The sequence below is a fragment of the Streptomyces viridochromogenes genome, from assembly GCF_001270495.1.
Taxonomy (GTDB): Bacteria; Actinomycetota; Actinomycetes; order Streptomycetales; family Streptomycetaceae; genus Streptomyces; species Streptomyces viridochromogenes_A.
Genome location: NZ_LGUR01000061.1, coordinates 118,711 through 132,940 on the forward strand (window position 1 = coordinate 118,711; position 14,230 = coordinate 132,940).

The following is a 14,230-nucleotide window of genomic DNA, read 5'->3' on the forward strand; positions in this document are numbered from 1 at the left end:
GCGGGTGTTCTTTCCCTCGGCCGCTCTTCACAACACCGCACTTCAATGAGCGGACGGCACCCCATGGACGGGGGGAGGGGACGGCAGGGATTGACTGCTAGCACCGTCCCGTGGGCGGATTCCGCGTAGGAAAACCGCGGTGATCCAGTCGGCGTTGGTCTGGAGAACTGTGCGGTCGTGGGGGAAGTCGGGGTCGAGAAGTGCGGACAATTGGACGCTGGTCACTGCCGTTCGAATGAACAACGCAGCGTAAGTGTTCAGTTCCGGCACGGAGTAGCCATGCTCGGCGGCGTCCTCGCTGAGTACAGCGGCTACTACGTTGATGACGTGGTCGACGCCGAATTCGTTCACCATCCACAACGGCTCTGGTATGCGGTCGCGCTCCATAACCAGGATCCGTAGAAAGTCCAGGTGCTCGGGCTCGGTCATGGATTCCAAGAGGACCAGGGCGACCCGGGAAAGTTTTCCCTCGGTGTCCGGTGATGAGTCGAGCAACGCTTGGTCGAATCTGAAATTCACCTTGGACGCGCCCCGTCGGACCACTGCTTGAAAAAGTTCGAGCTTGTCACGGAAGTACGCATAGACCGTGGCCTTCGAGACACCAGCCCGAGCGGCGATCTCGTTCATGGAGGTCTTGTCGAAGCCGACGGCCAGGAACATCTCTGCTGCCGCATCGAGCAGGAAGGCGGGCTGGTCGCTCGCGGGCCGGTTCACGCCATGGGTACGAGTACGCTGAGTTGCCATATTGGCACGGTCCAGCTTCCTCGGTTCTGCCACTTCTATTTCACCCCTTCCTGCCCTGATGTCAGGTAACCTCTCGCGAATCGCATGGGGGAATTCAGTGGCTCTGCATCCTCCACGGCCACCCCGACCACTAGAGCCTCAATTGCCAGCAAAATGCGCCGGATGGGAAACTCCGGGAAGTACGCGTCGTGAACAGCGATCGAGAGTGTTTGGCTGCCTTCACCCCAGAGGGTGAACGAAAGAAAACGAGCTCCGCCTTGAGGCACCCGTTCGCGCAGCTCTACCTTCGTCTGCCTCGCGAGATCGTGAATTTTTTCTATTGCTCCGCGATACGCATCCCCTTCTGTGGAATTTCTCATGTCATTGAATGAGAAGTCGAAAGCTCTCTTGTACTCACTGCCTTCGTCGAGGTCTGTGCGCATGAGTTGAAGAGCCTGCTCATCGTAGCGACTGAATCTGTAACCCTTGGCACTTGCTTTCCAAGCATCATTAACTATTGCCTCGAAAGGCATGTTGAGCGATTCCAGTACCCCGGGGGCAAACTGCACAAGCTCCCCGACGAACGAACGCTCTTCCAGGTTCAAGCGATTGGAGGCCGGCAACAGGAAGGAGGACTTGTCCCGCCCGATGAGTGCGCCGGCAACCACTGAAATAGCGGCTAGGTAGACAGCGGATGTACTCATTGCATACTTCTTCGAGATGACTGAAACAGCAGCCCCGAGTGCGTAAGAATCCATTAAGGCTGAGCGACTACTGTCCTGCGGAAGCCTTTCCAGAACTGACTTCCAGTATTCGAGGGCGCGAGCATTCCTTTCTTGCCACTTCGCCGACTGCTCCAGCTGCGCCCGGTCCACCGGCTGCATCAGAGGCTCTGATGGCCGGTCGTACTGCCCGGAAAAGTGATTATCGAGCGCCTCTCCCAGTGCCCTGCGACCATGACCATCAACGGCAAGGTGGGAAACCAGGCAAATAAGGTGCTTTGGAACTTCGGCGCAAGTCACTATGGCGAACAAGGCCCCGAACTCGGTCGTGATATCAAAGCGTTCTCCCTTGAGGTGGTGTATTGCACTTTGAATATCAGCTTCTACGGTAGATCCCTCGGTCGGAATTATGGAGATCTCCACCGATCCGACCTTTTCCACCTTCTGGTAAGGATCGCCATCGGCACCCAGCGGAAATACCGTTCGCAGGGTCTCAAACTCCTCGAATGCCCATTTGGCAGCGTTACCGACTTCACGGAGACTTTTCCCTGGTGGAACAGGTTGGACATGCACGAACGTCCGGTACTTGAGGCGAGAGCCTCGCCAAGTCCTCCGCTGCGCCCACGTTAGGGGTGCGATCGCCTCGCGCTCACCTTCGAAGCGAATCGTCATTTTGTCCATTTTGGCCCCTTCTTGGTTTCCTGCCCCACTGCTACGACAAAGCCGCATGCATCCGAGAGGGGTCATTGGGTCCATATCGAGACTCGAGAAGTCCGCAGCCTCCGGTTAATCCTTCCAGTTTCTGCAACTTCCGAAGCACCCCTTCGATTGCAGAATTGATGGCCCGTGATATCTAATCCGACCAGAAAGCGCTTGTCAACGCCATTCACACAGCGAGAGTTTCTCAATTTTTGGTAAAATCCGAACCCCGCGAGTTTGCCGCGCCCCAGGTGAAACCCTGGGGCTACAAATCAGTAGCTGTCATCTTTTCGACCTTTTGGTCCGACTTCGCTACTTTCGGAGGCCAACCGTGCGGCACGCACCCACCTGACGAGACTTAACGTAACGACGTGCGCACAGATTTTTACTAGGGGTCAAGAGAAAGGGCTTGCTTAACTCGCGAAGGCCCTCTTAACCTCGGCAGACGATGACCGGAACCAGTCCCCCCACACACATCGCCGCCAACTGCTCATGCAACCGGACTGACTTCACGGGGAGCCAAAGGGCCGGGGGAGGTGGCGTACGCGTATGACTGCTTCTTAGACCTGCGCCTCCCGGGTAGCGCCTTCCGCTCTGAACGCACATCCGCCTCGTGCCGACAGGCCAGATTGACGAAGCGGTTTATTGAACGAGGATGTATTCCTTGCTGAATGAGATGCTGTTAAATCTGCGCCAACGCAACGGTTGGACGCAAGAGGAACTCTCGGAGCTTTCCGGCGTCAGTGTACGCACCATCAGAAACCTGGAAACCGGAAAGGTGAGTCATCCGCGCCGGGCCTCCCTGCGCCTCCTGTCTTCGGTCCTCGACCCGGAGGGCAGACAGGCATTCCTGATGAAGCAACTAACGCATGCCGGATTGGCAGCACCCTGGAACGGTACGAAATCCCCACAGAACGCACTCGTGGGCCGGGACGAGGACCTGCGGTTCCTTTCCGGGGTGATCCGTGAGCGGCGCTTGGTCGTCCTCGTGGGACCGGGTGGAGTGGGAAAGACCAGGCTGGCCATGGCGCTGGCCGAGTCCGCGACGGACGGGCCGGTCAATGGCGTGTCGGTGATCGACCTGGGTTCCTTACCCGCCGAGGGCGACGAGCCGCGGCAGAGCTACGAACGGGTCTCGGCCGCGGTCACGAAGGAGCGTCTGCACCCCTCCCACCTGGTTGTTCTCGACAACGCCGAGCACCTTGCCCCATCGGTCACCCGGCTGAGCCGGCGCCTCCTCTCCGATCACCCCGGGCTGCGGCTGATCATCACCTCCAGACTCCGCCTCGCGATGGACGCCGCTTGCACTTGGGAGGTCACACCGCTCCGCACGGATTCTTCCTGTGCGCGAGGCGGGCTGCCGCCGGCCGTCGAGCTGGTCCTGCAGCGCACGAGGACCTCGTACCCCGGTCTGGCCGACACCATGGATCCAGCCCAGGTGCAAAGGCTGTGCCAGCTGCTCGACGGCATACCTCGTTACCTTGAGATCGCCGCAGAGCGGCTGCGCTCGGTCTCCCTCGAAGATCTGCTGGCCCTGCTGGAGAACGACGCGAAACTGGAGGTGCTGAGGTCCGTCGACGGCTCGCTACTGCCGCACCAGCGGGACATCGTCAGAAGCGTGGAATGGAGCCTCGCACTGCTGGACCCCGCCCTTCGCTCGTTCCTCAGCCGCCTCGCATCCATCAGCGGCGAGTTCTCGTTGCAGGACATCGAGAGGTTTCCTTCTTCCGCTTCCTCTGCGCCTCCTGCCCCTTTTCCACCTCTGGACATCGTCCAAATGCTGGCACAACTCGCCGACCACTCCTTGGTCCAAGTCGTCCGCGGTGACGTTTACCGGTACCGGGTGCTGTCCTGCGTACGGTCCGTCGTGCTGAGCGCGGCGGAGCACGCGATCCCGGTCGACGCATAGTCCTTTGCACTCGCCATACGTTCCGCATCGGACACGAGCACGTCGCGCAAGCGATGGACGCAGGCCGTGGCCACGGCGCGTGGGTCCCACTGAGCTCGACCGCCGTACCGCCATCGGCCGGCATGGAGAGCGGGACCTGGGAGACGGACCTCAGCCTCTGGCCGCGCGGGTCCGGGTCGCCCGAGAACCGCAGCGGGACCGGGCGCACGAAGTGGCCGACGGCGTCCTCGTCCACGTCGTCGCGGCCCGCGTAGCAGGAACCGGACGTAGACGAGACCGGCTCGCGTGATCCCGAGCAGGGCCATGACCAGTTCCGGGCCGCAGTGTTCTCGACGCGGGCCGTGCGAGGGGTCTGGCTAGCACTCATGAGGATCACTTCCGGTCGGAGTAGGAAGGGGCGTCAGGTGGCGAGGCCGGGCTGCTCGGCGGCGAGACGCGCGCTGTGCCGGTGGAAGATGACGGCCTTGGTGACCGCTTGGAGGAGGTTCGCGCAGATCAGGGCGGCCCACAGGGCGGTGAGTCCGCCCGCGTCGGCCACCGGGACCGCGCTCAGGCACAGCAGGCCGAAGAAGACGGCTGTGGAGACCAGGCTCGGGAAGGTCCGCTTCAGCCCGAGCATGCCGAAGCCGGCGATCGCCTGGAGGGCGTCGGTGACCACGACGGCGAACACGAGCGGAAGCTGATCCTCCAGCTGCGGCCGCAGGGCGGCGTCCTCGCTGAAGAGGGGGACGATCCAGTGGCCGAAGACCACGAGGAGGAGACCGAGGGTACCGACGCCGCACAGCGCGACGCCGCCGCCCGCGATGACACTGCGCCGGGCCCCTGCGACGTCGGCGTCGCGTGCGGCGCCCGCCACGATGGGGACGGTCGCCTGTCCGATCGCCACGGCAAGCGTGTAGATCAAGTTGACCAGCGTCTCGGACGCCCCGTGCACGGCGGCCTGTTCGGTTCCGAGCCGGGCGGCGGCGAACGTCAGCACGCCGAGGACCACGAACTTGATGAGCACGGTTCCCGCGAGCGGGATGCCGACCCTGGCGAGCCGGAACACCCGCGGCAGGTCGGGGCGTCCGGGGCGCAGTGACTGGCCGGCCAGCACCGGAAGGCGGTGCAGGGCGAGTTGGACCCGGATGGTGGTGACGAGGCTGGCCGTCAGCATGGCGATGCCGGCTCCGTTCAGCCCCAGGGCCGGCAGGGGCCCGGTGCCCGCGATGAGCCCGATCGACAGCAGCACGGCGACGGCGGTGCCGACGAGTCCGGCCCGCATGACGAGCTTGCCCTGTCCGAGGGCGACCAGGACGGAGATCGCGGAGGCGCCCACCGACGTCGACAGTACGGCGACGGCCAACAGGTAGGGGAACACGCCGAGATGGTCGAGGGTGGACTCGGGTACGCCGGTCGCACGTCCGATGACCGACACCCCGGCGACGGCGGCGGCGCCGAGCAGGCCGACGATGAACCCCAGCCACATTCCGTTGCGGACCAGCGGGGCCATATGGTCGGGGTCGTCCTCGTGCCGGCTGACGAACGGCATGACGCCGCGCAGGGCTCCGGTGACCGTGGCGGTGGCCGGGCTGTAGACGGCGATGGACACGGCGAACGCGGCGAGTGAGGAGGTCGCGTGTCTGCCGAGCAGGGCGGCGTCCACCAGGGCTCCGGCGGAGGACGCGACCATCGTGAGGTAGAGCGGCAGCGCGGTCGTCGCGATCCTGCTGAAGGCGTTCTGCCGCCGCTCGGTCGTGGTGGTTCCGGTCATGGGTCTTCCTGTCGGTTCGGCCCGCTTGCTTTCTGTTGCGGCGCCCCCGCTTTCCGCTCCAGCGCCCGATCGTCCTCGCCAAGGGTGGTACACAGCGGGGGTGTCCGGTACGCGGCCGAGCCGCGCGAGCCGGTGCCGGGCGATGAGGGTGGCGGATGGCTCTGCCGTCATGAACTGGAAAGCGTCCGGAACGACGGACAACCCCGAACATGCGGATCCCTACCGGGAGATGAGCAGCGGAGACCCCTGTTATGGTGCGCCGATGTCATCGATCAAGCAGTTCCAAGTCACCTTCGACTGCGCAGAACCTGAGCGCGTCGCTCGCTTCTGGTGCGAGGTGTTGGGGTACGTCGTAGCGCCGCCGCCGTCGGGGTTCGCCACTTGGGACGAGTTCGACAGCTCTCTGCCGCCCGAGAAACAGGGTTCGTGGTTCGCGTGCAGTGATCCCTCAGGTGTGGGGCCGCGACTGTTCTTTCAGCGCGTTCCCGAAGGGAAGGTCGTCAAGAACCGGGTGCATCTTGACGTGCGGGTCGGCACAGGGCTCGTGGGGGAAGAGCGCCTCGCCACGCTCGAAGCGGAGTGCGTACGACTGGTCGCGCTCGGCGCGGTACGTGTGCGGCTGCTGTATGACGGCAACGACTCGTGCATCGTGATGCAGGACATCGAGGGCAACGAGTTCTGTCTCGACTGAGCGTCCTGTGAGACGGCGGTCACCACAGCACGTGCAGGGTGGGCGGCTTACGGAAGACCAGGCCGTGGGGGATGGTGGGGTGGGCCGGGTCCAGGCGCAGGCCGGGCAGGCGGGCGAGGAACGTTGGAGGGCGATGCGGGTCTCCCGCCTTGCGAGATGCGCGGCGATGCAGTGATGCGGGCCATGTGCGAAGGCCAGCTGGAGACGGGCGTTCTCGCGGCGGACGTCGAACCGGTCGGGGTCGATGAAGACAGCCGGGTCGCGGTTGGCGCCGGCCAGGGAGACGGTGACGCGGTCACCTCGGCGGATGGCGGCCGGGTTCGTTGGTGCCCTCCAGCCCCAGTGCTCGCGTGACGACGGCGACGGCTAGCGGACCGGCGAAGGCTCGTCGCAACTCGGCGCCGCCCGCCGGTTCCAGGCCGGTGATCAGCCGGTCGGTCTCCCGCTCGATGAACGCCGCGAAGCCGTCACGCACCGCCCGGGGCCGGAAGGGAGGGTTGAAGGGCCCACGGTGACGGGCGTGCTCGGCACCGTCCAGGGACAGCATGCTCGGTCCGACGACCTGCGCGGTCGAGAACCGGGGATCGTCGACAGTGAAGGTCGCGGCGTCGCGCATCACGTCCAGGGCGAGGTCGCGGCGGGTCACCAGCCAGCCGTCCAGCTCGGGCAGCCAGGACACGGGCTCGTGAGCACGGAGCAGCGCCAGTCGTGGGTGCGGGTCCCGCGCGAGTTCGGCGAGCGTGGTCGCGGCACCGAGCGGGAAGGAGTCGGCACCCCTCATCGCGAACCTCGGGACCTCGGGACCTCGGGACCTCGGGACCTCGGGACCTCGGGACCTCGGGACCTCGGGACCTCGGGACCTCGGGACCTCGATCATGATCGAAGATGACAACCGCGGTTGGGCGTGAAAGTGGACAGGGCGTCCGAGATCATCGACGTGATGCGCATCACTCTCCGGGCTGTTCGGGTCGGGCATGCGCGAGCATGATCGGAATGGACGCTCGTTTCCTTGGCACCGCTGAGGTCGCCGAAGCCCCGCCCGTGGCCGTCGTGGTCGACGTGATGCGTGCTTTCACCGTGGCCGCCTGGGCCTTCGCCCAGGGGGCGGAGAAGATCGTTCTGGCCGAGTCGCTGGACGACGCTCTGGCGCTCAAGGTTCGCCACCCGGATTGGGTGACGCTCAAGGACGGTCCGCCCGCGCCCGGGTTCGACGCCGTCAACTCGCCTGGGCTGCTGCGGTCTGTCGACCTCGACGGACGGACCGTTGTGCAGAAGACCACGGCAGGGACGGTCGGAGCCCTCGCGGTCAAGGAGGCGGCGCTGGTGCTGTGCGCCAGCTTCGTCGTGGCGGAGGCAACGGCTCGGCTCCTGTCGGCGCGCGGGTGCGACAGTGTCACGTTCCTGGTCACCGGCGAAGACGGACAGGCCGACGAAGACCTGGCGTGTGCTCAATACATCGCCGGCAGAGCCGTCGGGGCCGGGACGGACGCCGCCGGGTTCCTCCGCCGCGCCGCCGCGTCGCGTGCCGCCGCCGAACTCGCGGCGGGTGTGCGTCGAGGAGTCCACCCTGATGACGTCGCACTCTGTCTTGAGCTCGACCGCTTCCCCTTTGCCATGGTGGCGGCCTTGGAAGGCTCGCTCATGGTCCTGCGTCCCCACGCCATGCCTGGGCTGACCGGCGACGCCTCGATGCGGTGAGGATTCGACACCTCCACCACACACGGGGGCCTTCCCCCGCGGTCAAGACCGGCCCACGTTGCCAAGCCAACGCTCGTGATCAATACACCTGGCGGCCCGTCGAATCCGATCGGGTCAGGCCCGCGTAGCGGTGGGCGACTCCGGCGGGCAGCAGGTATTCGGCCAGTAGGTTGCCGACGCGGCGGGACGGCAGCCCCATGTCGTGCAGGAGTTCGTCCGCGCAGTGGATGTCGTAGGGGCCGAAGTCGTAGCCGCCGGAGCCTGGCAGCACCCTTTCCTGCCAGGCCAGGCGGGCGTCGATGGCTTCCTCCATCTCCTGCTCGCTCGGGGTGGTGCGCAGCGTCGCCCGGAAATGGCGGGTCAGCCAGTGGGCGGAGAGTTCCACGCCCATGATGTTGTTGAAGACCTGCCGGAAGCCGATGAACCCCAGCCGGTCGGCGCCGGGAGGCACGATGCCCCGGTGGAGCCGCAGCCGCCCGGCCGAGTCGTGCACCGTCACTCCTGGGTCCAGGAACGGGAAGACCTTGTGGTGCCCCGTGGCGAACACGATGACGTCCGCGGCCACTTCCTCGCCGGTCGCCAGCCGCAGCCCCTGGTCGGTGTACGCCTCCAGGGCACCGACCTTGGGGGCGATCAGACCACGGCGGACGGCCCGGACGTAGCCGCGTGGCATCACTCCCGCGTGGGCCAGGTGGAAGGGGAGCGCTCGATCGGGCCGCAGTTGCTTCGGCAGCCGGTAGAAGCCGGCGGAGAACAGCATGTCGCGGGTGATGACCCACCACAGAGCTCGCTTGACCCGGTCGTCGATGCGGTCGACCGGACGGACGCAGGCCGGATCGTGGTAGCGGGGCAGGAGTGCCTCGCCGAACCGGGTGAACAGGATCCACTTGTAGCCGACCAGACCGAACAGGAGCCGCTCGGGGACCATCCAGTTCACCTTGCGCTGCACGAGGGTGGCCGAGGTCGCCTCGCCTGCGGCACGGGTGACCAGGTCCAACGCGGACTTGCCGCCCCCTACGACGACCACGCGCCGCCCGGCGAAGGTGCCGGCCCGCACTTCGTTGGAGTGCAGCACGGTCCCGTGGAACGCCGCTCGCCCCGGCAACTCGGGCAACCGGGCGTGGTGATGAGCCCCGCTGGCGACGACGACGTAGTCGTATCGTTCGCGCCGGACGTCCGCTGTCCCCTCCCCCGTGGGCCGGGACTCGATCCACCAGCCGGAGGCGCCCGGCCGCCCCGGCCCCTCCACCGGCCGGATGGAGACCACCTCGGTGCCGGGTCGGACGCGGTCCAGCACACCGAACGTCTCGGCGTAGTTCTCCAGGTAGCGCTGCGTGTCCACCGCGCCGGCGAAGTGCAACCGGTTGGGCAGGTCCGCGAATTCGAAGAGGCGCCGACTGGCCTGGTTGGCCAGCCCGTCGTAGCAGCCTCCTGCCGACCAGGTACCGCCGACCTGCTGGAACTTGTCGAGGACGGTGACGTCGAAGCCGTTCTCCAGCAGCACCTTGGCGCTGACGATTCCCCCGGGGCCGGCCCCGACCACACACGCTCTCATCGGCTGTCACTCTCCTCGGAGACGGGTACGGCCGGCTCACTCATCATCCCGGCCCCAGGCGACCGCGCAAGACGGCCGTCCATCGGGTGCGTCCGGCGTTCCGCTGGCTAACCTTCACGGGTGACGACCGAGTTGATCCTGCTGCCCCGAGTCGCCTGTCGTGGACGGGAGATCACCGCGCCCCGGCTTCGCGCGCTGCTGGCGCTGCTCGCGGGCGATCTGCGCACCGGGTGCAGCACGGGTCGGCTGGTGGAGGGGCTGTGGCCGGAGGAGTTGCCGGAGCGGCCGGGCAAGGCGGTGCAGATCCTGGTGTCGCGGCTCAGGGCGCAGGTGGGTGCCGAGCTGGTCGTGAGTATGCCGACGGGCTATCGGCTGGCGCTGGACGAGGCGCGGGTGGACAGTTCCGCGCTGCTGCTGCACGAGGCGGCGAGTGCCGAGCGGGCGCGGGCGGGCGATCACGAGGGCTCCCTGACGCAGGCCGAGGCGGGGCTGGGTCTGTGGGACGGCGGCGTGGGTGCGGGGGACGGAGAGGATCTGCACGATCCCGTGGTGGCGCTGCGCAGTGATCGGTTCCGGGCGCACCGTTCGCTGGTCCGCTCCCGCGCGCTGGCTCTCGCCCGGCTGGGGCGGCGGGAGGAGGCCGCCGCGCCGCTGGCCGGGCTGGCGGAGGAGTCGCCGCGGGACGAGGAGGTGTTGACGGAGCTGCTGCGCTGCGAGGCCGCCACCGCGGGCCGGGCGGCGGCGCTGACCCGGTACGACGCCTATCGCCGCGGACTGCGTGAGGAGCTGGGTACCGATCCGGGAGCTGAACTCAGGGCCACGTACCAGGAGTTGCTGAGCGCGGACGTGGCGCCGGTCCGCCACGGTGTGCCGCACGAGCCGAACCCGCTGGTGGGGCGGGAAGCCGATGTCACCGCCGTGGCGGGGCTGTTGCGCACGGCCCGGGTGGTCACGGTCGTGGGCCCGGGAGGGCTGGGCAAGACCCGGCTCTCCCACGCGGTGAGCCGGGCGGCCGAGCAGCCTGTGGTGCACTTCGTGGCGCTGGCCGGCGTCACCACCGACGACGACGTGGCGGGTGAGGTGGCCTCGGCTGTCGGTGCGGGAGAGACCCGGCAGTTCGCCGCAGGCGACGCGGTCTCCGGCATCGTGGCCGCGCTGGGCACGGGGCCCACCCTGCTGGTGCTGGACAACTGCGAGCAGGTGGTCTCCGGTGCGGCGGCGCTCGTACAGGCGCTGGTCTCGCGGTCGAAGGAGCTGCGGATCCTGGCCACCAGCCGGGCTCCGCTGGGGCTGACCTCGGAGTCCGTGTACACCCTGCCGGAGCTGTCCCTGGCGACCTCGGTCGAGCTCTTCGAGCAGCGGGCGCGGGCTGCCCGGCCCGGTGTGGAACTGCCCGAGGGCACGGTCGCCGACATCTGCCGGCACCTGGACGGGCTGCCGCTCGCCGTGGAACTCGCCGCGGCCCGGGTGCGGGTGCTGTCCGTGGCCGACATCTCCCGTCGGCTCCGGGACCGCTTCACGCTGCTGCGCGGCGGCGCCCGCGACGCACCCGAACGGCATCGCACGCTGCGGGCCGTGGTCGAGTGGAGCTGGAATCTGCTTGAACCCGACGGCCGGGCGGCGCTGCGGGCGCTGTCGGTGTTTCCCGGCGGCTTCGGCGAGGACGCGGCGCAGGACGTGCTCGGCGAGAGCGCCGACGCGTTGACGCTGCTGGAACAGCTGGCCGACCAGTCCCTGGTCAAGGTGGGCGACGGCCCTTCCGGAGTGCGCTTCCACATGCTGGAGACCCTGCGGGAGTTCAGCGCGGCCAGACGCGCCGAGGCCGGGGAGGAGGAGGCGGTGACCGACCGGTTCCTTTGCTGGGCGCGGGACTTCGGCCGTGCGCATCACGATGTGCTGTTCACCGGCGACCAACTGCCCGCCCGGCTGCGTATCCGGGCGGAGCAGGACAACCTCGTCCTGGCGCTGCGGTACGCGCTGGCCCGGTCCGACGGCCCCACCACCGCGGCGGTCACCGCCGTACTGGCCTCGCTGTGGGCCACCGACACCAACTACGCCCGGCTCGCCGCCCTCGCCGCCGAGACCGGCGGGCCGCTGTCGCACTTCCGGCCGGGCCCCGACGATGTCGAACCGGCCCGCAGCGCAGCCGCGGTGTGCGCCGGCACGCTCTTCATGGGGCGCGGCGCACGCGCCGTACGGCAGTTCGTCACGCTGCGCCGACTGCCGCCCGCCCCGCCGGACACCCTGCTGCGGGCGCTGGCCCTGGTCCTGAACGCCGTACCGGACATGCATCCGCCGCGGTACGCCCGGCTTCAGGAGCTCTGCGACGCCGAGGAGCCCCTGCTGGCGGGGCTCGCGACATGTGTGGCCAGCTATGTGTGGGAGGCCGAGCACGAGCCGGAGCGCGCGCTGGAGTGCGCCCGCCGGATGATCGACACCCTGGGCCCGCTCGGCAACCCGTCCATGATGCTGCTCAGCCACGGCCGGATCAGCGAACTGTGCCTCCAGTCCGGGCGGGCCGAGGAGGCGTACGACCATCTGCGCGCCCTGCTCGGCACGCTCGACGAGTTCGGCGACCGGTGGGACTCGGTCGGTGTGCGCTGGGGCCTGGTGCAGGCGTCTTTGGAGCGTGGGGAGATCGACGAGGCCGAGTACTGGCTGGGGCTCGCCACGCTGGACCCGCCGCCGGAGGGCTTGCAGGTCTTCACCCCCGACCTGTCGTCCCGGGCGGAGATCGCGCTGGCCCGGGGGCTGACCGAGACCGGGCTCGGGCTGTGGCGGCAGGCGGTGGTGCGCACGCGGGAGGCCGTCCCGCCGCACGCCGACGATCCGTTCGTGGAGCCGTGGTCGCTGGCGGTGCGTTCGGCCGCGCTCGCGGCGCACGCCCAGCACGGCCGCCTGGAGCCGGTGGCCGGACTCGCCGACGAGCTGCGGGAACGGCTGCTGGGGATGCTGACCGGCGGCTTCGACGACAAGTCCCCGGCGGAGTTCCCGGTCTACGGCACCGTCCTGCTGTCACTCGGCTTCGCGGGGCTGGCCCGGGGCGACACGACGGCCGTACGGCTGGTGGCGCTGGCGGAACGGATGCTGGTGGGGCGGGAGTTCCCGACCCTGTCCTCGGCCCGGTCCCGGCAGGCGGTCGAGAACGCCGACAAGGCGGCGTACGCCGAGGCTCACCGGGCGTACGCCGCCCTGGGGCGGGAGGAGTTGCGGGCGGAGGCGCTGCGCGAGCTCAGCTCCCCGGCTCACGGTTGAACCGCGCCTTGGACCAGAAGTAGCCCAGCACGGTCAGGCCCAGGCACCAGCCGACGGTGAGCACCGCGTTCCTGGTGCCGATCTCGCTGCCCAGCAGCAGTCCGCGCAGGGTCTCGATGGCGGGCGAGAAGGGCTGGTACTCGGCGAACCAGCGGAACCAGCCCGGCATGGCGTCCACCGGCACGAACGCGCTGGACAGGAGCGGCAGCACCATCAGGGGCAGCGCGAGGTTGCTGGCCCCTTCGGCGTTGGGGCTCACCAGTCCCATGCCGACCGCGATCCAGATCAGCGAGACGCTGACCAACGCCAGCAGCCCGACCGCCACGAGCCACTCCACCGGCGTGGCGTCGGGGCGGAAGCCGATGGCCAGCCCGACGCCCAGCACCACCGCGAGCGCCATCAGCGTCTGGATCACACTCCCGACGACATGGCCGATCAGCACGGAGGCGCGGGAGATCGCCATGGTGCGGAAGCGGGCGATGATGCCCTCGGTCATGTCGGAGGCCACGGACACCGCGGTGCCGATCGCGGTCCCGCCGATGGTCATGAGCAGGATGCCGGGAACGATGTAGGCGATGTACTCGCTACGGTCCCCGGGGCCGCCGGTGATGCCCGCGCTCATGGTGTCGCCGAAGATGTAGACGAAGAGGAGCAGCAGGATGACCGGGGTGAGCAGGAGGTTCAGGGTCAGGGAGGGGTAGCGGCGCGCGTGCAGGAGGTTGCGCCGCAGCATGGTGACGTTGTCGCGGAACGGGTGGCCGGCGGTGCTCATCGGACGGTCTCCTTGGCGCTGGACGGGGCGGGGGCGACGCTCGCGGTCAGGGCGAAGAACACGTCGTCCAGGTCGGGGGTGTGCACGGACAGGTCGTCGGCCTCGACTCCGGCCGCGTCGAGCCAGTCGAGGATGGCGCGCAGCTCGCGCTGGCTGCCGCCGCTGGGGATCTGGAGGGTGAGGGCGTCGTCGTCGCGGGTCGTCTCGCGCAGTGCGGTGGCCGCCCGTTCGTACGCCACCGGGTCGGCGAAGCGCAGTCGTACGTGGCCGCCGGGGACGAGGCGCTTCAGTTCCTCGGCGGTGCCGTGGGCGACGAGCTTGCCGCCGTTGAGGACGGCGATACGGTCGGCGAGTTGGTCGGCCTCCTCCAGGTACTGGGTGGTGAGGAAGACGGTGACGCCGTCGGCGACCAGCTCGCGGATGATCTGCCACATGTTGTGCCGGGAGCGCGGG

Annotated in this window: 10 protein-coding genes and 2 pseudogenes; 4 read left to right on the top strand and 8 right to left on the bottom strand. The window is 68.1% G+C overall.

The genetic code is table 11. From position 1 onward, the window contains the following. Nucleotides 1-42: 42 nt before the first annotated feature. On the bottom strand, nt 43-744 hold the full coding sequence (locus ADK36_RS08665) for a TetR/AcrR family transcriptional regulator (RefSeq protein ID WP_048582855.1): 702 nt from the start codon (nt 742-744) through the stop codon (nt 43-45). A 35-nt stretch (nt 745-779) separates the two neighbouring features. Next, nucleotides 780-2,126 (bottom strand): condensation domain-containing protein, encoded by a 1,347-nt coding sequence (locus ADK36_RS45995; RefSeq protein WP_159391097.1) that lies wholly within the window; start codon nt 2,124-2,126, stop codon nt 780-782. A gap of 682 nt (nt 2,127-2,808) precedes the next feature. Here ADK36_RS45995 and ADK36_RS08670 point away from each other — a divergent pair. Next, a complete protein-coding gene (locus ADK36_RS08670) occupies nt 2,809-4,053 on the top strand; it encodes a helix-turn-helix domain-containing protein (protein WP_159029198.1) in 1,245 nt (414 codons plus the stop codon). Nucleotides 4,054-4,453: 400 nt separating this feature from the next. On the opposite strand, the gene ADK36_RS08675 is transcribed toward ADK36_RS08670, so the two are convergent. Further along, the gene (locus ADK36_RS08675) at nt 4,454-5,806 is read right to left on the bottom strand and encodes an MATE family efflux transporter (protein ID WP_053196918.1); all 1,353 of its coding nucleotides are present in this window, start codon (nt 5,804-5,806) and stop codon (nt 4,454-4,456) included. A gap of 262 nt (nt 5,807-6,068) precedes the next feature. Here ADK36_RS08675 and ADK36_RS08680 point away from each other — a divergent pair, with 262 nt between their 5' ends. Next, nucleotides 6,069-6,497, top strand: a complete 429-nt coding sequence (locus tag ADK36_RS08680; protein WP_053196920.1) for a VOC family protein — start codon at nt 6,069-6,071, stop codon at nt 6,495-6,497. A 183-nt stretch (nt 6,498-6,680) separates the two neighbouring features. On the opposite strand, the pseudogene ADK36_RS50030 reads toward ADK36_RS08680, so the two are convergent. Together ADK36_RS50030 and ADK36_RS50035 are read right to left on the bottom strand one after the other, a co-directional pair. Then, a pseudogene (locus tag ADK36_RS50030) lies at nt 6,681-6,806 on the bottom strand (cytochrome P450); the annotation flags it as partial. Next, nucleotides 6,793-7,278: a hypothetical protein gene (locus tag ADK36_RS50035; RefSeq protein WP_234329719.1), complete on the bottom strand. Its 486-nt coding sequence runs from the start codon at nt 7,276-7,278 to the stop codon at nt 6,793-6,795. The pseudogene ADK36_RS50030 and the gene ADK36_RS50035, both read right to left, overlap by 14 nt. 212 nt (nt 7,279-7,490) lie before the next feature. Here ADK36_RS50035 and ADK36_RS08690 point away from each other — a divergent pair, with 212 nt between their 5' ends. Further along, a complete protein-coding gene (locus tag ADK36_RS08690) occupies nt 7,491-8,195 on the top strand; it encodes a 2-phosphosulfolactate phosphatase (RefSeq protein WP_048582859.1) in 705 nt (234 codons plus the stop codon). A 79-nt stretch (nt 8,196-8,274) separates the two neighbouring features. Here ADK36_RS08690 and ADK36_RS08695 read toward each other — a convergent pair whose 3' ends face one another. Then, on the bottom strand, nt 8,275-9,750 hold the full coding sequence (locus ADK36_RS08695) for a flavin-containing monooxygenase (protein ID WP_078942757.1): 1,476 nt from the start codon (nt 9,748-9,750) through the stop codon (nt 8,275-8,277). A gap of 120 nt (nt 9,751-9,870) precedes the next feature. Between ADK36_RS08695 and ADK36_RS08700 the strand changes: the two genes are divergently transcribed. Then, nucleotides 9,871-13,005 carry an ATP-binding protein gene (locus tag ADK36_RS08700; protein ID WP_053196924.1) on the top strand — a complete coding sequence of 1,045 codons (3,135 nt, stop codon included), beginning with the start codon at nt 9,871-9,873 and terminating at the stop codon, nt 13,003-13,005. Here ADK36_RS08700 and ADK36_RS08705 read toward each other — a convergent pair. Further along, nucleotides 12,983-13,777 carry an ABC transporter permease gene (locus tag ADK36_RS08705; protein ID WP_048582862.1) on the bottom strand — a complete coding sequence of 265 codons (795 nt, stop codon included), beginning with the start codon at nt 13,775-13,777 and terminating at the stop codon, nt 12,983-12,985. The two genes, ADK36_RS08700 and ADK36_RS08705, sit on opposite strands and share 23 nt — an antisense overlap. Beyond that, nucleotides 13,774-14,230, bottom strand: a pseudogene (locus tag ADK36_RS08710) (DUF4162 domain-containing protein); the annotation flags it as partial. The gene ADK36_RS08705 and the pseudogene ADK36_RS08710, both read right to left, overlap by 4 nt.

What these genes read in the sequence shown, in the direction of transcription:
- ADK36_RS08665 (WP_048582855.1), bottom strand. Translation starts at nt 744, where the DNA reads ATGGCAACTCAGCGTACTCGTACCCATGGCGTGAACCGGCCCGCGAGC.
- ADK36_RS45995 (WP_159391097.1), bottom strand. Translation starts at nt 2,126, where the DNA reads ATGGACAAAATGACGATTCGCTTCGAAGGTGAGCGCGAGGCGATCGCA.
- ADK36_RS08675 (WP_053196918.1), bottom strand. Translation starts at nt 5,806, where the DNA reads ATGACCGGAACCACCACGACCGAGCGGCGGCAGAACGCCTTCAGCAGG.
- ADK36_RS08680 (WP_053196920.1), top strand. Translation starts at nt 6,069, where the DNA reads ATGTCATCGATCAAGCAGTTCCAAGTCACCTTCGACTGCGCAGAACCT.
- ADK36_RS50035 (WP_234329719.1), bottom strand. Translation starts at nt 7,278, where the DNA reads ATGAGGGGTGCCGACTCCTTCCCGCTCGGTGCCGCGACCACGCTCGCC.
- ADK36_RS08690 (WP_048582859.1), top strand. Translation starts at nt 7,491, where the DNA reads ATGGACGCTCGTTTCCTTGGCACCGCTGAGGTCGCCGAAGCCCCGCCC.
- ADK36_RS08695 (WP_078942757.1), bottom strand. Translation starts at nt 9,750, where the DNA reads ATGAGAGCGTGTGTGGTCGGGGCCGGCCCCGGGGGAATCGTCAGCGCC.
- ADK36_RS08705 (WP_048582862.1), bottom strand. Translation starts at nt 13,777, where the DNA reads ATGAGCACCGCCGGCCACCCGTTCCGCGACAACGTCACCATGCTGCGG.